This is a genomic window from Cohnella cellulosilytica, assembly GCF_042431195.1.
Classification (GTDB): Bacteria; Bacillota; Bacilli; order Paenibacillales; family Paenibacillaceae; genus Cohnella; species Cohnella cellulosilytica.
In genome coordinates this window covers 22,531-42,829 of sequence record NZ_JBHMDN010000010.1, presented here as the reverse complement: position 1 = coordinate 42,829, position 20,299 = coordinate 22,531, and the positions used below count along the sequence as shown (strand labels likewise).

General features: G+C 37.1%; 12 protein-coding genes. All 12 read left to right on the top strand.

The genetic code is table 11. The annotated features are described in order from the left end of the window. The first annotated feature begins 248 nt into the window (after positions 1-248). Positions 249-3,269, top strand: coding sequence for an S-layer homology domain-containing protein (locus ACFFT4_RS06310; RefSeq protein WP_378046011.1), 3,021 nt, complete (start codon positions 249-251; stop codon positions 3,267-3,269). A gap of 560 nt (positions 3,270-3,829) precedes the next feature. After that, positions 3,830-5,980: a hypothetical protein gene (locus ACFFT4_RS06305; protein ID WP_378046009.1), complete on the top strand. Its 2,151-nt coding sequence runs from the start codon at positions 3,830-3,832 to the stop codon at positions 5,978-5,980. Between the two features lie 198 nt (positions 5,981-6,178). After that, on the top strand, positions 6,179-7,186 hold the full coding sequence (locus ACFFT4_RS06300; RefSeq protein WP_378046008.1) for a Wzz/FepE/Etk N-terminal domain-containing protein: 1,008 nt from the start codon (positions 6,179-6,181) through the stop codon (positions 7,184-7,186). Positions 7,187-7,200: 14 nt separating this feature from the next. After that, positions 7,201-9,129: a polysaccharide biosynthesis protein gene (locus ACFFT4_RS06295; RefSeq protein ID WP_378046007.1), complete on the top strand. Its 1,929-nt coding sequence runs from the start codon at positions 7,201-7,203 to the stop codon at positions 9,127-9,129. Next, positions 9,126-11,537: an O-antigen ligase family protein gene (locus ACFFT4_RS06290; RefSeq protein WP_378046006.1), complete on the top strand. Its 2,412-nt coding sequence runs from the start codon at positions 9,126-9,128 to the stop codon at positions 11,535-11,537. Before ACFFT4_RS06295 ends, ACFFT4_RS06290 begins: the two co-directional genes overlap by 4 nt. Positions 11,538-11,565: 28 nt before the next feature. After that, entirely contained in the window at positions 11,566-12,861 is a 1,296-nt protein-coding gene (locus ACFFT4_RS06285) for an oligosaccharide flippase family protein (protein ID WP_378046004.1), read from the top strand. Further along, positions 12,854-13,597, top strand: coding sequence for a class I SAM-dependent methyltransferase (locus ACFFT4_RS06280; protein ID WP_378046002.1), 744 nt, complete (start codon positions 12,854-12,856; stop codon positions 13,595-13,597). Before ACFFT4_RS06285 ends, ACFFT4_RS06280 begins: the two co-directional genes overlap by 8 nt. A gap of 131 nt (positions 13,598-13,728) precedes the next feature. Then, the gene (locus tag ACFFT4_RS06275) at positions 13,729-14,904 is read left to right on the top strand and encodes an O-antigen ligase family protein (RefSeq protein WP_378046001.1); all 1,176 of its coding nucleotides are present in this window, start codon (positions 13,729-13,731) and stop codon (positions 14,902-14,904) included. Positions 14,905-14,923: 19 nt separating this feature from the next. Continuing rightward, complete coding sequence (locus ACFFT4_RS06270; RefSeq protein ID WP_378045999.1) at positions 14,924-16,141, top strand: glycosyltransferase; 1,218 nt, start codon at positions 14,924-14,926, stop codon at positions 16,139-16,141. Positions 16,142-16,144: 3 nt separating this feature from the next. Continuing rightward, positions 16,145-17,944 carry an asparagine synthase (glutamine-hydrolyzing) gene (asnB, locus tag ACFFT4_RS06265; protein ID WP_378045997.1) on the top strand — a complete coding sequence of 600 codons (1,800 nt, stop codon included), beginning with the start codon at positions 16,145-16,147 and terminating at the stop codon, positions 17,942-17,944. Further along, positions 17,934-19,058 carry a glycosyltransferase family 4 protein gene (locus ACFFT4_RS06260; RefSeq protein ID WP_378045995.1) on the top strand — a complete coding sequence of 375 codons (1,125 nt, stop codon included), beginning with the start codon at positions 17,934-17,936 and terminating at the stop codon, positions 19,056-19,058. The genes asnB and ACFFT4_RS06260 overlap by 11 nt, the downstream gene beginning before the upstream one ends. Then, entirely contained in the window at positions 19,055-20,296 is a 1,242-nt protein-coding gene (locus ACFFT4_RS06255; protein WP_378045993.1) for a glycosyltransferase family 4 protein, read from the top strand. The genes ACFFT4_RS06260 and ACFFT4_RS06255 overlap by 4 nt, the downstream gene beginning before the upstream one ends. Positions 20,297-20,299 lie beyond the last annotated feature (3 nt).

Sequence of the window (20,299 nt, the reverse complement as noted above, 5' to 3'; positions counted from 1 at the left end):
ATGTGGGTCAGCACAAGAGGGACTCTGGAACTAAACTCGCGTGGTGTTCTACGAATTTATGCTTTACGCTGGGCAAGCGTCTCATGTATAATGAGGAAAGTGGCATAATTTACCCTGCCAGATTTTTGCTTGTTCGGTATTTCATTCGCTAGTTTTCAAGTTTCTGCGACATGTATCTACTTACTAGACATGCCGTCAGACATCAATTATAGACAATGCTCTTCTCAAGGAAGGGGGTGAAAACGCCGATGAGAGATTCGAGCTATAATTTTCACACACAAACACAACAGATATTTTCTCGAGGAGGAGAAAAAAAGGTTATGAAGAAAAGTTTATCTATTCTGCTTTCCTTCGCCTTGGTATTCGGCTTGTTCGCATCCTTGGCATCCGCAGCCGACAACGAATTGACGGTTGCACAGAAATACCAAGCACTTGTTGATAAAGGCGTTCTGAAAGGTAACCCTGACGGCGATGCTCGTCTGGACAACAACCTGAACCGCGCTGAGTATGCTACGATCGCTATTGCTATCGCTGGTCTGGCCGAAGAGAAGCCTGCTACGGCAACTTTCTCTGACGTTACCTCCAAGCAATGGTGGTACGGCGCAATCGAAGCTGCTGCTAAAGCAGGTTTGGTTGATGGCGTAGGCGGCGGCAAATTCGATCCTCGCTCCAACGTAACAATCGAGCAAGTGATCAAAGTTGCTGTTCAAGCTGCTGGCGTAGAAATTGACGAAGATGCTGCTGAAGTTGAAGGTGCTTCCGCATGGGCTGCTCCTTACATCCAAGCTGCTCTGAACGCTGGCTTGATCGCTGAAGGCCTTGACTACAAAGCCGACGCTACTCGCGGTCAAACGATCCTGGTTGGCTACTCGGTTTACGAGGCTCTGAACCCTACGGTTCCGGCTAAAGTATCCGTATCTTCCGCTAAAGCAAGCAACTACAACGAAGTTGAAGTTGTTCTGAACAAAGCGGTTGACACTGAGAAAGCAAAAGTTTCCTTGAAAAAGGGCGCTGCTGCTGTAGCTACTGAAACGAAATGGTCTGAAGATGGCAAGACTGCTACTTTGACTCTTACGGGTAGCGGCAGAATCGGCGACGGTTCTTACACGGCTACTTTGAGTGGTCTGGATGCTGCTGATGTTGATGTTGCTAGCGCAGATTTCACTGGTGAGAATGAGACCGTTAAGTCGATCTCCTTCGTAACTGCTAGCGAAGAGATTGCCTCTTCTGAAAAAGCAAAAGTGAAGCTGAGAGCTGACAACCAATATGGCAAACTTGCTTCCTTCAATGCATCTTCTTACAATGTTAGCGCGATTAACCTCTCGCCAACTATCAGAAAAGATGCTGAGGGTTACCTGATTGTTACACTGAACACAAAGGTTGATAACACAAACAGCTTGATTCCAGGCGTTAGCTTGATTCCGGTTTATGTATCCTATGACAACAACCGTGTGACTGCAAATAAAACGTTCAAACTGGGTACTCAACCATTCGCAACTAAATTGGAGCTTTCCGATCCGGTATACTCCAACAAAGGTGAGTTGTTGTCTCAACCAGGTGAAGTTGCTACGGTTGGTCTGAACATCTATGACCAATATGGCAACCCGATCACTCCTGAACAACAAGTTGAAGTTAATCTCAATGCATTCGTTACTCCTTATACGGACGCTTTGAATATTGACAAAACTGATACTGCCGACGATTCTTACAAAGTTAAGGTGTCGATCAACGCAACAAACGATGCAACGAAAAAGATTGAGAAGGCTGCTGATTACACGCTGACTGTGCATGCTGGCGGTTCTTCCCAAACTAAGACAATCAAAGTCGGTCCTTCTAAACTGGCGATGTCGGTTAAAGTAGGCGATGCTGATTTGCTCGCTGCAGGCGATACGGGCGTTAGCAAGTATGTATCTCTGAATGTTTATGACGCTGATGGCAATGCTTTGACAAACCAAGAGATCGTTGATAATGCAGCTAGAATTAACATCACTATTGGCGGTGCTACTTCGGACGGTAAGATTGTTCGTACAGGCAAGAACAAAGGTAAAATTAAAATTACTGATGTTCCTAACACGCCAAACGGTTATGTATTCGTAACGGCTTCTATCGCAACGATTAACACTAGCAGCTACGATAGCAAATCTTTCAAGATCGAAGCTCCTCGTGTTCCAGATTCGATCGCATTGACTGATGTTGATGCAACCAAGGCAGTACTTGGCGCTCCATCGAGCTTCAAACTTACTGTTAAAGACCAATACGGAGATACTATCACTGCTCCGAATTCGGCAAACGCTAATGGTAAGACGTATAAAGTCGAAGTACGTCTGACTAACAGCAAGCTGGGAAGCAACACGTTGAACACGACTGTAACTGGCCCTGCTACGTATGCTCATTCTTCGGCAGGTGCTTGGACTCCGGTTGGAACGGTTGATAACCTTGCTGCATTCAACACGACTTACACATTCAATACTTTTGCAGCTGATCGTGGTACTGCTCGCTTTGAAGCTCGACTGATCGCTACAACGACAGCTACAACCACTGATAACACTATCGCTACAAACTATGCATCGCTCGAAACGATTGATCCTAAAACTCAATTGGTTTATTCGCTTGATGCGCTGAACACATTGTATGCAACGCAAGATGCTCCGGCAGGATATGACTTGTTCGTCGGTAGCGCTATTAAGCCGTCTATCAATGATGCCTTGAAGAGAACTATTTCTCTGACTGTCAAAGATGGCGCCGGTAACAAGGTTGCTGTACCTACTAACCTGATCAAGTACGTTTCTTCTTCCAATCCGGGCGTTCTTTCTGTAGATGGTATTGACGTCCTTGGTGGAAAAACTGGCACCGCAAGCGTTACGGCATCCGTATACGGTGTAGATGGAGTTACAAGAACTCTGTTGGTAAGCGGTACGGTTAAGAATGATGCAATTGTTGTTAAGGAAATTGTACCTGACACGACTGATGAAGTTGCAATTACTAACAACTATGCACTTGCAGACCTTCTTGACGATGCTGGTCTGTTTGTAAAAGACCAATATGGTAACAAGTACACTGGTGGAACAGAGTTGCTTAGCAATTACTCCAAGGTTATTGGTATCAGCTTCTCGATCACGGATATTGTGTCGAACGATACTAATCCAGCAGGGGCATATATCGACTTTGCTACCAATACAATTGTCTACAACAACACTGCAGGCTTTACTCTGAATGTGGTATCTGCTGATGGTGAAGTTGTAGCAAGCATTGCTGTTACAACTGCATAATAGTTGACACCTACTGAGAAGAAGAAGACAAGGTTTAACCTTGTCTTCTTCTTCTTTATTAGGGCTATCTGCGATGTTTTTTTGGTCGATGGCTTAGGGGGATCGGGTCGATCGGTGTATCGATTCGAGGACCCCTGACAGTGGCCGTGAGTGTTTGTGCTACTGGGCATTTTGTTGCATGAGCACACATGGTCCTCATCAGCTTCGTGGAGCACATAGCTTTTTGATCGTATTGCGGTTACTTTTTAAAATCTCCGTTGTAAATCTCCCGCTCTTTCCCGTTTCCGGGCATACGCCTGACACCGTGTCTCTTGAAGTCGTACACAACGTTATCTCTTACCGCGTCTTGCCCCCCATTCCGCCACGATATCCGTTATACCCGTGATCTAAAAGGATTTATTTTCACTTGCCTCGCGGCTCGTGTCCTACAAAGCCTCCCCAACATCGGGAATATCTCTATTAGTCAATACAAGGGTGCTTAAACTTTTGTATAACCGCAACTTCCTTAGGCTGTACAACGTTTAAATACATAGATAAACAATGTGCAGGAGGAAAGTATGATGAAAAAATTTGGTAATGTACTGATAGTTTTATTTTCAATTTGTTTAGTCTTTATTGGGATGAAAGCACCTGCATATGCAGCAGATACAAAAACGGAAGCAAAAACTTTGGAAGCTGTATCTTTAGGTAAGATAAAATTAAAGGAGAATGTTATTGCACATATTAAAAATTTAATGGTGCTGCCATCAGGCAATGCACAAATAATTGGCGTGACATTATCAATTGAAAATAATAGTAATTCACAAATCAACTTTCTCGATTATTGGCTAACTATTACAACAAAAAAGGGAACGAAACTAAATGTACAAACTATAAATAAAGATGCAGTAAAGATACCAGCCAAAACAACTGTCAACATAGACTTCTATTCTAATGCTGGAAATGAAGTCAAAGCAAGCGATCTTATTATTCGGGTTATTGAGTGGGACTTTTCAGTTTCCTCCTATACAAAGGTATTGGGACAGGTAACTGTACCTGAGCGTTATAGCCCTGCTACTCCAACTAACAATGGCAGAGTGCTAACCTCAAATGAAGTCAGCGCGACCTTCAGGGTGAGTCAAGTGGTTATGGGACAGAGTGAAAGCTTCTATCGGCCCGAAATTAAGTTAATAATCAAGAATGATGGTAAACGTGCGATAAATCTCCCCGACTATCAACTGTTTATAATGAATAAAGATAATCTGATGTATCCAGTTACAGTTAGTGGTATAAAAGATACTGTTCTTAATCCGGTCACCGAGAAAGAATTTTCACTTAATGCTTCAATCCCAATTGCCGTCAAAAATGAAGGTTGGCAACTGGTAGTTATGTATCCTATTGAAGAAGGCAAAGTTTCTTTTCCATTAGGGGTATTTGATCTACCTAAAACTAGTATCGATATGGCAGAAGAACTTGGAAAGTATTATACTTTTAATAATTCACAAGGTACATACTATGTGAAACTTGATTCATTAAACAGATTGCCAATAGAAGATGAGGATCTAATTATTGCAAATGTGACTGTAGCTAATAAAGGCTCGTCAACACTACCGCTACCGACATTCTCTGGAAAGTTCACTTTTAACGAGTCTATAAAGCAAAATGCTTCAGTAGCCAATAATAACAAAATTATTTCTATTAAAGGTAATTCAGTTGTTAATATGCAATTGGTGAGTAAAGTTCCTTATACATTCGACATATCAAAGCTTCAACTCACTTTGCAACAAAAGGAAACAAACGGAAGTGATGAAGGTCAAGTTATAGACTTAGTGGAGTTTACCAATAAAGGAGTATTTGATGAGGTTCCAAGTGTGTTATGGTCGGTAGGATACAAAAACCCTGATGTGGGATACAGGTCAGAAGTGAAAGTATTAAATAAAATGTTATATAGTGGTGCCACGGCCAATATTCTTGCTGTACAACTTACTGTTGAAAATCAGGAGAAGCGTCTATCAGAAATTCAAAAGCTTGCTGGCTATTTTGAGAAGCCAGATGGAACTGTCTATCCAGCGGAATTCAAAAATATAACAGAGAAGCTATCTCCCGGAGGTACGGCAATTGTGACAGCGTGGTCGTCTATACCAAAAAGCGAAGAGATAGAGGATATTAAACTAATTGTTGGCAAGGCAGTAACTGAAAAGTCATCTTCAACTATTAACCAAAATGACACACCCAATGATGTATTAGTCGGGTATACATCACCCTATAAATTTAACTTGCCTATCGAGTTTGCAACGCAACCTGGCCTTCGAGACATAAAGCTATTGCCTTTCACATTTTCAATCGAAAAAGTTGATACTAAGTTGGATTATCAGAATGGTATTGTTACACTGAAGTTTGATTATGAGTTGTTGCAGGACCTGTTATATAAAACTGATTTAAAGAATGATAAATTTGTTGTTGAAATAAAGGATCCTTCTTATGAAAATGGATTTACTAAAGAGCTTTCTCTGCCAATAGGAAATGACAATACAGGTAATGATGGGACAGTATTGACAGTAGGAGAACATTCTCTAGAATTCACATGGACGGATGAGAAGTTTGCGAGTATAATCCAAAAGCTTAGAGAATATGATCTTAATATCTATCATCAGATACAGCCCGGCTACAAAAAATTGATTGCTACACAGAAAATCCATTGGTTTGTAGAAACGGCGATTGCTGAAGAGTAAAATGATGAGGTTTGTCCTTGACCGGGGCAAACCTCATTCATTTGAGTTTGCTCCCAAGTACTTGTGTAGTCATTAGCCCAAATAAATATGTTACCAGCCATATTGTCTTGTTATAAAAATCCCTAAACTGTATACTTAAGTAGGGAAAATACATAATCATAGCGTGAACGAAAATTGCTATTATGGGGTGTAGAAATAATGGATCAGGAAATTAGTTTGCGTGAAATAATCGACATTATCTTAAAAGGGAAATGGATAATCATTATTGTTACGGTAGTTGCTGTATTATTGACGGGAATTATAAGTTTCTTTGTGCTCTCTCCAGTATATGAATCGAATTCAATGGTAAGGATTGCAGATTCAAGCCAAGAGGGAACTAAACCCCTTGAGATGAATAGTTTCGTGGAATCTATTAAAAGCGATACAGCAATTAATAGATTAATTGAGAAGCTTGATTTAGATCCAACCGTTCATACCATTAATAGTGTTAAAGGTCAGATTCATACGGAAGCCATTAAAGAGATTAATGTCATGAAAATAAAAGTAACAGGCCCGGATTCACGGGTAAATACGAATATCGCCAATTTTCTAGCTTATGAGCTTGGGAACCGCATAGATAGTACAGCTCGCTCCCGTAGCATTGTTGAGGATCAAAGTAAGCTGATGAACTTGTCCGATGAAATTGAAAGTACTAAGAGTCAGCTGAATGAGGCTAATAAGCAGCTAGCGGCTATTCCGGAAAAACAATCGACAATACAGGTCGTTGGGGAGAGCCCACTGTTAACAGCTATAGCTCAGGAGGCTACGGGTTCAGCCTCAGACGTTCTCGGACTTCAATTACAGAGTGAGGTTGTCAATCCTGCATATACCGCAGTACAGACACAAATTGCAACGTTCTCGATAGCCCTTACAAAGTTGTTAGCGGAAGAGGCTAGTATTAAAGCTAGGATTCAGGAAAATACAGATAGAATCAATTTACAAGGCAATCAGATTGATCCAGAGAAGCTAGCCGGGAAAACATCGGATCGGTTGCTTGATGGAGAACAAGCAATCTTTGTTTCCCCAGCATTGATGTCGACAATACCTGTCGGCCCTAACAAACTAATGAACGTAATTATTGCGACAATTATTTCTATAATTATAAGTACTACGATTGTATTTTTCAGACATTACATAAGGCAAGCTTTGAAATCGCTTGACAAATAAGGGGGAGAGAGTAGTTGTTTCAAAAAACACGGCTAGTTTCACTTCTTATTTGCGATGCACTGCTTATTTGCATCTCAGTTTATTTGTCGTATTTGCTGAGATTTGACTTTTCCATCAGACCCTATTTTCTTAATACACTGCCATATGTAATGATATCGAGCAGTATATTTCTGGTGGCCAGTTTTTATAATTTTAAAATCTATAAAAGAGTCTGGCAATACGCAAGTGTCGGAGACATAATAGCTATTATTAAAGGTGTCGTCACGGGCACGACAATATTCTTCGTATTTCACCAGTTAAATAATTATTACTACTCTCATGTTGTAGTGCCAAGAAGCATTTACCCGTTAACGATTATGATTTCCTTTCTGTTGGTGGGTAGTTCCAGATTTATCTGGAGATTATTTAGAGATAACTATATTAAAATGCAACCTTATCATCGTAGAGCTCTGATTGTCGGCGCTGGAGAAGCCGGTATCATGGTTGTGAGAGAGTTGAAGCATAACAGGCAATCTGAAATGTATCCTGTCGCTTTTATCGACGATGATCCCTCAAAATGGCACAAAGAGATTATGGGAATACCAGTCTTTGGCGGAAGAAATGATATCGTGAATGTAGTGAAACAGTATAAAATTGTTGATGTGATTGTTGCTCTTCCAACAGCAACAAGATCAGTCATTTCTGAAATTGTGAATATTAGCAAAAATACAGGCTGTCAAATTAAAATCGTGCCCAGAGTCAATGATCTGATCAACGGTAAAATTACAATCAATATGATAAGAGAAGTGGAAGTTGAGGATCTACTGGGAAGGGATCCTATTCAAGTAGATATGGAGGAGATTACAGGTTATTTGACAGATCAAGTAGTACTGATCTCTGGAGCAGGTGGTTCAATCGGCTCTGAAATTACGAGACAGGTAGCTGCAACGAACCCTCGAAATCTTGTCATCCTGGATCATAGCGAGAATAATATCTATGATATCGAAATAGAACTCAGAAGTAAATATCCGGATCTTAACTTGACGCCTGTTATTGCTGATGTTAAGAATCGGAATCGAATTGAACAGGTTATCCGTCAAGCTCGCCCACGGGTCATTTTCCACGCCGCCGCGCATAAGCACGTACCATTAATGGAGGCCAATCCGTTAGAGGCAGTACAGAACAATGTAATTGGAACTAAAAATTTGGCGGAGAATGCTCATCAATACGGAGTCAAGAAATTTGTTCTAATCTCAACGGATAAAGCTGTTAACCCTACCAGTGTCATGGGGGCCACAAAGAGAATTGCTGAGATGATCGTACAGGATTTGGACAAAAGAAGCGATACATTATTTTCTGCAGTTAGATTCGGTAATGTCTTAGGAAGTAGAGGAAGTGTGATCCCTCTCTTCAAAAAACAAATTCTGGCTGGAGGACCAGTCACGGTGACACATCCAGAAATGGTGCGCTACTTTATGACAATACCGGAAGCTGTACAATTGGTCATACAAGCGGGGGCTATTGCCAGAGGGGGAGAAACTTTTATTTTGGACATGGGGAACCCAGTAAAGATAGCTGATTTGGCCAAGGATTTAGTTCGCTTGTCTGGGTTGGAGCCTGAAAAGGATATAAAAATTGTCTATACAGGAATTCGACCTGGAGAGAAGCTTTTTGAAGAGATATTAAGTCATGAAGAGGGGGCATCTGCGACTAAACATGATCGGATTTATATCGGAGTTCCGATAGAAATTAACGAAGATAAACTGGCTGCTTCGATTGAGTTGTTAAGACATGCAAAGACTGGACACGAAGTACGAGTCAATCTTAGTTTACTAGTTCCTAATTATCGGTGGGTTAAGGAAGGCGCGCAACAAGACCAGAAAGAAGCACGAGAGTTAATGAATGCTTCGTTAGAGATGGTTGCAACTCTAGAACTCCAAAGGAATCAAGGAGAAGGTAAATGAAAAAAAGTAATCGTACAAAAGCGATGCCAACTACCAAAAGATCCAAAATGGGATTTGGAGTCTTACTTTTTGTGGTTTTATTTTTACTTGTAGCTCCTTATGATAAGGCTCTATTCAATGGATATATATATAGCTTTGAAAAACCGATTCTCTTGACAGTTCTAGTATCTTCACTAGTATTGTTCCTAATTGGGTTACATTTATACCGCTCATTTCGCCTTGAAAGTCACCGTGATCTACTTTCAATTTTAGTCTGGCTGATCCCTTTGAGTTATTCGTTCACACTATTAAATGCAGTATCTTTGCATTTGGCATTAATTGACTTCTACATTCGTGTGATCTGGGTTGTCTTTTTTCTCATTGGAGCATACTTTGTGCAGTCAGATCAAGCTCAGAGGATTATGAAATATGCCCTGGCTGGTTCAGGGTATTTGATAGCAATTTACGGTTTATTACAGTGGTTTGGAAATGTTACATATCAAGATGCTATTTTGCAGGGGAAACGCCTATCAAACGTTTTTCAATATCCTAATGCATATGCAGCTTATCTGCTCGCGATTTTAATAATAACTATAGTAATTTTAAATACTACAAAAAATAAATTTATGTATTATACAGCAAGCTTCTTTTTGATTCCTCTGGTTGCTTCAATCTTATTGACCCTTTCTAGAGGAGCGCTTTTGGTTCTTCCCATTGCATTGATCTTTTATTTGATATTTATTCCGAGAATTAAGCAACTAATAACATTGTTTTACCTGCTGATATCCGGAATAATATCTCTATTTCTTTTTAAACCACTTAATAATATTCGTGAAAACCTTAATAATGAATTTTTGATAAGTGTTTCTTTAAAGGGATGGGCAATGATTGTAATTTCATCATTTATTGTTATGATGATTAACTATTTAATAGATAGACACTTGTATAAGAAGTATGATAAATTCGAACAGAATAAAAATTATTCATTTTCTAATTTATTGATTCCAATATTAACTGTAACAATATTCATTATATTATACATTCTGGTGTTAAGTGGAACCTTCTTAATTAAAATATTTCCTAATGGACTAATTGAACGCCTCATAGGTTTTAACCTTTACGATAGCAGTGTGTTTTCTAGAAGTACTTTCTACAATGATGCTTTTAGAATAGTTGGAGATTATCCAGTTTTCGGGGCGGGAGGTGGTGCTTGGTCAGTACTATATGACTCCTATAGGAGTTATCCATATACAAGTAGTCAGGTTCATAATTTTTTCTTACAGTATCTTATGGAGTCTGGATTTGTGGGGTTGCTAATTCTTGTTGCAATTCTTGTTTATTCGTTCGTCGCCTTTTATAACAAAATGAAGGGTTTGCAGAAAAAAGGTAAGTGGAAAGAAGAGTATTTAATTTTTCCGCTAGTTGTTTTTATAATCCTATGTCATAGTTTTATAGATTTTGATATGAGCTTTGTTTATCTTGCAGCAATTGTCTTTCTGTGTCTAGGAATAGCCTCAGGCTCGAAACAAACAGGCATTAAGGTTTTTCAGCGGGTTACTGAAAAATTACATCTGCAGAAGTGGATGAAGGTATATTCATTTATTCCAATATCTACTGCTATTGTTTTAGTTGTATTCTCTAGTATTTATCTTAAAGCAGATGCTAATTTCAAAAAATCAATTGTAATCGCAAATAAAACAGGTAGCTACAATGAACTGATTAGTCATCTGGACAATGCTATTGACTTGGTTCCAAGTCACATGGATTACACTAATGTGAAAGTAAGTATGTTGCAGCAATTGTTCCAACAATCTGGAAATGAAGCGTATTTAAATGAAGCTTGGAAATTGGTGAGCAAGTCAGAAAGCTACAATGAACATAATTTTGCGTTTATTGAAACAAAAATAAATTTACTAATGAAAAAGGGTAAGCATGAAGAGGCTGCAAGTTATACAGAAGCAAAGCTAAAAGAGAGGCCCTGGAACACTCGATTGTATGAAAAAGCAATTGAGATCTATTATGAGTTGGGGGAGAGAGAAAGATTGCAAGGCAACAATGAACTGATTGATGATCAATGGAATAAGGCAACTTCCTTGTACATGGAAATGGAGGATACAATAAAGGGATTCTCCAATCTTCAGTTGAATCAGAAAAATGAAAGTATAAATAATTTTCGAATTTCACCGGGGATTATTCTGAATATAGGCAAAATTGAATATAGGAAGGAGAACTATAGTGATGCTACGAGAATACTGGCTCGAGGGGTTTCGTTTGATTTAGATATTCCGTTAAATCGAGAAATTGCAAGATGGTATCTAGCTGCATCACGTAAAGTAAACTTAAATTACACGGAATTATATAATCGCTTAGTAGAATTTGAGCCTGAAGAAGAAAACAAAATAAAATTATTAATGGAAAATAAAATGTAACTGTTTAGATCGGCAAGGGGGAGGGCTTTTGTTAGCAATTAGAAATATAAAGAATAACATTTTTTTTCGAAATGTTATTAAATTAACAACAGGTACAGCAATAAGTCAGCTAATTTTGATGATTTGTTCCCCTATTTTAACTAGAATGTATAGCCCAGATGATTTTGGAGTTCTCGCAATTTATATATCGATTGGTTCAATAATCACAGTACTGGCTACGGGGCGATACGAAATGTCAATAATTTTGCCCCAAGATGAGCGTGATGCTACTAGTCTAGTTTTGCTTTGCACAATTTCATCTTTCTTAACTATGATTCTCTCTTTTGTGATAACAATTTATATTTCGCCTGTTATTGGAGAATATCCAGTCTCTCAGTTCATTTATTTGGTTCCACTGAGTGTTTTATTTCTGAGTCTAACTCAGACATTAATGTATTGGTCAAATAGAAAAAATAAGTATAAACGAATAGCAGTAAACAAAGTTATAAACTCAATTGTAATGTCATGTATTCAAATAAGTTGTGGCCTTATCTTTACATTATCATATGGGTTAATTATTGGATTATTTGTGGGGCAACTAATATCATTTATTCTCTATTTATTCTATGTTTATAGAGAAGACAGGGAGAAGCTAAAAAAGATTTCTTTAAGAAGCGTTATTGAAAACCTTAGGAAATACAAAAAATTCCCTATATACTCAATGCCCACATCAGTGTTAGATATGTTCTCGAATAATATGCCTTTGTTTATTCTTAGTTCTCTGTTCTCATATCAAATAGCAGGTTTTTACTCACTTGCTGTCAGAATGTTAAGTATTCCATCAAGTCTACTGGGGATGGCGGTAGGTCAGGTGTTTTATCCCGAATTTGTAAAAAGGTTGAATGAGAATGCTGATTACAGATCTCTATTGTTTAGTACTTGGTTCAGATTAGCTTTAATAGGATTATTGCCAATGTTCGTTGTTTTGCTTTATGGAGGTCATCTGTTTGGGTTTTTATTCGGAGACTCGTGGGTAGAAGCAGGAAAAATTGCTTCCATTATCTCTCCTATGTTGTACGCAATGTTTATCAGTTCTCCAACAAGTTCAACTTTTATTGCGCTCAATGCTCAACATATCAACTTATTCTTTGGATTAGCTGTTTTTTTAATGAGACCCTTAACGTTGTATATTGGCTTTATAAATAATAGCTTGATTGAGGGATTATATTTGTTAGTAATCTTCGAGGTAATTCAAATTATTATTTATAATCTAGTAGTATTACTTAAAATTAAGCGCATAAGTACAGTGAAAATAAAAGGACCATATGGAGGTTTAAATGATTAAAATTGGTGGAAAAAAAGCTCAATACTATAAAGGAATTTTAATGAAGGCCGATCTAGGCTTGCACGAACAGATAGCAAGGGAAGTCATAAGGAGAGAACCACCAACTCATCAGCCTAAAATTCTTGATTTGGGTGCGGGAGAAGGAGCCTTATCACAAAGACTTCATGACTTAGGTTATTCTGTAATTGCAGCTGATATGGATGAAAGTAATTATAAGTGTGAGAATGCATATTTTCATAAAATCGACTTCAATAATACTGAAGAAATTTTGCAATTTACTACGCAGTACACTGATTATTTTGATGTGGTATTAGGTATTGAAGTAATAGAACATGTAGAAAATCCTTGGGAATATATTCGTTTATTAAAAAAAATGGTTAGACCAGGTGGGACAATTATTGTCACAACTCCCAATATTACATCTTGGCTCTCGAGATTAATTTTTTTACTTAGTGGGCAATTTCATCAGTTTCACGATAAAGATTTAAGCTATGGACATATCGCCCCGATTACAAAGTGGGAATTAGAAGTGATTCTTCGAAAGGAGAATCTTGAAGATATCTTCTTTCAGCCAGGAGGATATCTACCATTAATATGGGTACAAAGATCTTTTAAATATATGTTATTAAATGCTGTTGGAATAGTATTGAGATTGATTATGAGAGGTCAGCGAGATGGATGGTGTATTATTGCAAGTTGTAGGAAAATGAGAAACGAAAGTAGTGGGAGTAAGTGAGTGGACGCAGATTGTTTTATCTATTAGTAATATTTTCGATTATTGGACCAATAATATTTCAAATCAATATCGGGTTTATCTCCCTGTTTCCTATGCGTATTTTCATTATTATATTATGGATGCTGTTATTAATGCAGGTGTTAATAAAAAATAAGAAATTAAATACCGAACGTATTAAGGTTAAGATATACATTGTTTTTTTTATGCTTTGGTTCATTTACGCCGTGATTTCACTTCTTTGGAGTGCATCACTAGAGGATGGTATAAAAGATATTTTATATTTATTTACTGCGATTTCATTGATTCTATTTTCAATACGTTTTCTTTCACACAGAGAAATATTAAATCATGTATCGAAAGTGCTGCTGCTTATTTTATTCATAATGATAGTAATAGGTTTGTGGGAAAATGTTACCGGTAATCATCTTCCTGGTGACCGGGAGTTGAATCTGACAAATTACTACCGACCAAGAGCTGTATTTACTGATGAAAATGTATTTTCAACTTTTCTTAGTTGTTTTATGTTTTTTATTGTCTCTTTTGTAAAAACAACAAACAAAAATGTATATCGAATATTTGGGGGCGTATTGTTACTTCTATCAATTTATTTAATGATTGTTACTTTCTCTAGAGCAAATTACTTTGCACTAGTATTAGGATTCGGTTATTTATTCTTTATGCTAGCTAAATTAAGAGAAAAAGTTAAAATTATAAGTTTGTTATTATTTGGTGGGGCGTTACTGATCATTTCATTTTTTGATACAATAAAAGAACTTGCGGATGTCTATATTTTAGGAGTAACGAGTGTAATCTCATCTGAACAGGTAAATGATTCTTCCGTTAGTGTCAGATTAAATTTATTAAAAAATTCCATTTATTTCATTCGTGAATCTTTTGGATTTGGTGTCGGAGCAGGTAATGCTGAATATTATATGGCTAAGCATTCTATATATAATACTTATGGAATCGTTAATGTTCATAATTGGTGGGTTGAAATTGCAGTGAACTATGGGTTGTTGATTTTTTTTGGTTATTTGACAGTCTATTTGTCTCTTATATTCAATTTAACAAAAATATATTCTAAGTTACTAAATAAAATTGATAAAAGATTCTGTGAAGGTTTGATTGGAGGTTTAGTTTCTTTTTCTATATCCAGTATAAGTCCTAGTTCATTAATTGGAGTGGCGTTTCAGTGGTTGTTATTCGCTTTTGCAATAGGCTTCTTAAATTATTTGAGAAATACGATAAATTCATATTCAATTACGATTCGCTTAGAAAATAAAAGTTATAAAAAGAATGAAACGTAATAGAAAGTGAGGAAAATCAATGCATGTTTTTGTGGTTCCTTCGAATTACCCGAGTTCGATTAGTCCTGTTTCAGGAGTGTTTTTTAAGGAGCAGGCTCTAGCATTGGCTGAATTAAGGCCGAGCTGGAATGTGTCCATTAGCCTTTGGAACCAGGGAGAAACCACTTTTTTAATAAAGCAGCCGTCAAATTGGCTGAAAATTCTAAGAACAACACTGTCCAATGAAAAAAAATCAAAGAATAAACTATCAGACAATATAGTGGAATACGTTTATCCTGCCTTAACTTGGAGTAGGAGATTTTTGCAGGGAAATGTTAGACAAATGTTACATGCCAGCAGAATAAATTTGCAGAATGCTATTATGCAGTCGGGCAAAATTAATATCATACATGCTCATATAAGTTTTCCGGCAGGGTGGGTCGCAATGAAGTTAAGTGAGGAATTTAACATTCCGTTTGTAATAACGGAGCATATGAGCCCATTTCCATTTCCTTCATATCTGACTCGTGATGGAACACTAAACAATAGTGTAAGAAAACCATTGCAAAAAGCAAATAGAGTAATTGCGGTTAGCCCAGCTCTAGTACAACAAATCAGGAGATACGAAGTGTCTGATCCAGTTTATATTCCAAATCTAGTGGATGAAGATTTTTTCGAACCAGTCCTCATGGAGAAAAAGAAAAAGTTCACATTTTTTACTCTTGGAAATATGATGCCGCAAAAAGGAATTCCAACTTTATTGCATGCTATAAAAATGTTTTTAATCAATCTAAGCGATGAGGATAAAAGAAACGTAGAATTCCTAATTGGAGGAGATGGTAAATACTTTTCTGAGTATAAAATACTTGCTAATACTTTAGGGCTAAGTGAATTTGTAAGATGGATGGGCTTAATCAATAGAGAAGAAGTCAAAGGAGAATTTCAAAATTGTGATTGCTTCGTATTAACTAGTAAGCATGAGAGCTTTGGGGTTGTGTATGCTGAAGCCATTGCTTGTGGTAAACCTATTATTGCTACAAAATGCGGAGGGCCAGAAGTAATAGTAACACCACAAAATGGTTTGCTAACTGAGATAGATGATGTAAAGGGGATTTCAGAGGCTCTCAACCATATGTTTCTTAATTTCAATCAATACAGTTCACCAATAATCAGAAATCAGTTTATGAGTAAGTTCTCTAAAAGGGCAGTTATCGACCAACTTGATGAATTATATAAACAAGTCATAGGGGAATTATAAGTTATGTGTGGGATAAGTGGAATTGTTGAGAAAACGGGCAAAAGGATTGACCCGATGTTAATGAATGATGTATTGGAGACTATGAAACATAGAGGACCTGACGATGAAGGAATATTCATAAATAACAATGTTGGTCTTGGGCATAGAAGACTCTCTATAATTGATATTAGCGAATTAGGGCATCAGCCTATGAGATATAAGCAGTACATGATTGTTTTCAATGGTGAAATATACAACTATCTCGAAGTAAGAGATACACTCATCGATAAAGGCCATATATTTATGACTGCTACAGACACTGAAGTTATTCTACATGCTTATGAAGAGTGGGGAGCGGGATGTCTAGAGCACTTCAATGGAATGTGGGCTTTTTGTATTTATGACGAGGAAAAGAGAGTAATGTTTTGTTCTCGTGACCGGTTCGGAATAAAGCCGTTTTACTATGTTAATAGCAAAGATAGATTTATGTTTGCCTCAGAAATAAAAGGACTTTTAAAAACAGGCATGGCTGCGCAAACTAATATGGATGTCATCTCCACGTATCTAATTTCTGGTTATGCTAACTATGATAATCAGACATTTTATAATGGAGTTTTTCAGCTGTCTCCTGGATATAATGCGTTATATTACATGGAAACGAATGAGTTGGAGATTACGTCTTATTACTGCTTGAGGAATCGGCAGATTAAGAATGTAACGGCAGCTCACAGTATAGACGCTCTGAAAGCTTCCATACGTTTGCATATGAGAAGCGATGTATTAGTTGGTACTTGTCTTTCAGGTGGTCTTGATTCCTCCATTATTGCCTCGATGGGAGCAGAAATTAATTCAGAATCATCAAGTGACCGTTTTATCGCTATAACGGCCCAATCAGAAATGAAGAAAAATGATGAAAGTGGATTTGCAGAAATGGTTGTAAATCAATACAATCTGAACTGGCATATCACAAAACCAACTTACGAAGATTTTGCAGCATATATAGAAGATTGCTTAAGGATACACGAAGAACCAGTTGGTGGACCATCAATCTTTATGCAGTATTGGGTTATGAAAAAAGCAAAAGAAGTTGGTATAAAGGTTTTGTTGGATGGTCAAGGTGGGGATGAACTGTTTTTAGGGTATGAGAGATATTATGCAACTTTTTTTAAGGAACTTTTCAAAAGCTGGAAATTTAAAACATTGCTTCGAGAAATTTATCTGGCATCAAGAAATTCTAAACTGTCACAGAAACAACTAGCTGCATATATTGTTTATTTCTCAATGCTTCCTATTAGAAAACGCAGATTGGCTAGAAGGATGGAATTTGTGAAAAAAGAGTATATCAGCAAGGGATTGAATGTATTAAATCAAGTGAACAAAGGGAATAAAAATCTATTTGAAATGCAATTAATGGAGGTACAGAAGACAAATCTTCCTCGCTTGCTGTTGCATGAAGACAAAAATTCCATGGCTCATTCAATCGAAGCAAGGGTCCCTTTTGTGGAAAAGAATACAATTGAAGCTGCGATTTCTCTTAATCCAAACTACAAGATAAATAGTGGATTCACAAAATATGTATTAAGACAGTTAGCGAATAAGATACTTCCAAGTGAGATAGCATGGAGAAAAAACAAGTTCGGATTTGAAGCCCCCGATAAACTATGGCTCAATAACCATATGATTGTTATGCAGAATAAAGTCAATCACTCAGATTTAGTTAAGAAATTATGTGTGGCAATACCATCATTAAGTAAACTTCCATTGAATATCGCTTGGAGATTATACAATATCGCTGTTTGGGAGGATCAATATCATGTCCGCTAAAATATGTCACATGACTTCCGTTCATCGTTATGATGATCCGAGAATATTTCGGAAGGAGTGTAAATCTCTGTCGGATATGGGGTATGAAGTTCATTTGATTGCTCCTGGAGACTTTGATCAAAAAATAAATGGAGTATTTCTTCATAAAATAAAAATTAATAGCGGTAATCGGCTAAAAAGAATGACAGTTACAGTTCGGGAGGTATACAAGGAAGCGTTAGAAATTAATGCTGATTTATATCACTTTCATGACCCTGAATTGATAACAGTTGGTCTAATGCTCCGGCTTAAGGGGAAAATTGTTATTTATGATGTTCACGAAGATGTACCCCGACAGATATTGTCAAAGCATTGGATACCAAAATCGTTACGTCTAATTATTTCATTCTTTTTCGAGAAAATAGAAAACTTCTCGGCAAAGCGTTTTTCAGCAATTGTTACCGCTACTCATTTTATTAACAGGAGATTTGAAAAACTGAATGCCAATTCTGTTAACGTAAATAATTATCCAATTCTTAATGAATTAACTAATTCACATAGCATTGAAGAAAAAGAGAATACAGTAGCCTACATCGGTATGATCACGAAAATTCGTGGGATTAAACATATGGTGGAAGCAATAGGTAGAACGAATTATAGATTAGTAGTGGGAGGGAAATTTCAATCTGTAAAAGAAGAAGAAGAGATTTTATCAATGAACGAAATAAAAAGTGTCGATCTACTGGGGTTCCTATCCAGGGAGCAGGTTGCTTATACCCTTTCTAAAACGAGAGCTGGAATCATCGTTTCACATCCTACTCTAAATTATATTGATGCTTTGCCTACTAAAATGTTTGAATACATGGCCTGTGGGCTTCCGGTAATATCTTCCGACTTTCCAATACTGAAAGAAATTGTGGAAGGAAATGAATGTGGGATTTGTGTAAATCCATTGGATACCGAAGAAATACGAGAGGCAATTAATTTTATTATGAATAATCTAGATGAATCTGAAATTATGGGCAAAAATGGGAAGAAGGCAATAGAAAACAAATATAATTGGTTGATTGAAAGTGAAAAGTTAGATCAATTGTACAAAAAAATTCTATTTGATAAAAGAGAGAGTTTAAAATGAGAATCTGGATTTTGAATCATTATGCAATTGCCTCTGGATCAGGTGGAGGCACACGCCATTTCGATTTAGCAAAGCAACTTATCAAAGATAATTATAAGGTTACAATATTTGCGTCCTCATTTGATCATTATTCTAAAACTGAAAAAGTATTTAAGAGAAAGAGCAAAACGCAAGTAATTGAAGAAATCCAAGGGGTAGAGTTCTTATGGATCAGGACGACATCGTATCAGAAGAATAATTTGAGAAGAGTTATGAATATGGTCACATATACATTGCGATCATATCGAGCGTCTAAAAAGATGGATGAGAAACCCGACATTGTGATAGGTTCTTTAATGCATCCTATGGCAGCAGTTATTGGATATTTGATTGCCAAAAGATTTGGTGCTAAGTTCTATTTCGAGGAGAGGGATTTATGGCCGCAGACATTAATTGATCTTGGGAAAATCTCTAGTAAACATCCGATAACGCGTATGCTTAGTAGTCTCGAACTATTTCTATATAAAAAAGCAGATAGAATAATTGTTCTATTTGAGAATGCTGAGAGGTACATTCGAACTAGGGGAATCGAAGCTGATAAAGTGGTATACTTGCCTAATGGAGTAGATTTGGAACGTTTTGATCAATCAATTCATCAAGTGATAGCGGATGAAAAAATTTCCGATTTTTTTTATCAGAATAGAGAAGGCTTTATTGCTATCTACATTGGTGCACATGGTGTGCCAAACCATCTGGATCCAATACTAGATGTTGCTGCGATTCTAAAAGACCAGACAGATGAAATAAAATTTTTATTTATAGGAGAGGGTGTTGAGAAAAAAAGGCTAGTTCAAAGAAAGCAAGACGAAAATTTGAATAATGTAACATTCTATTCTTCTGTTTCTAAAGAGATGATTCCCTCCATTCTCAAACAAGCTCATGTAGGATTATTGTCACTACAGGATCTTCCGTTATATCAATGGGGATTTAGTCCTAACAAATTGTATGACTATATGGCAGCGGGTCTTCCGATAGCATTGCTATCCAATTTAGATAATACTCCCATTGAAAGATATTCGATTGGAATCAATGCTTCAACCATTAATTCGATGGCTGATGCAATAGCTCTACTCAAGGGGAATACAGTACTTAGAGAGAATATGGGGACTTCAGCTAGAAAATATGTAGAAAACTATAATTCATGGAGGAATTTATCACAAAAACTTAGCTTAATCATGCAAGAAGATGTTAAAGATTAAGGA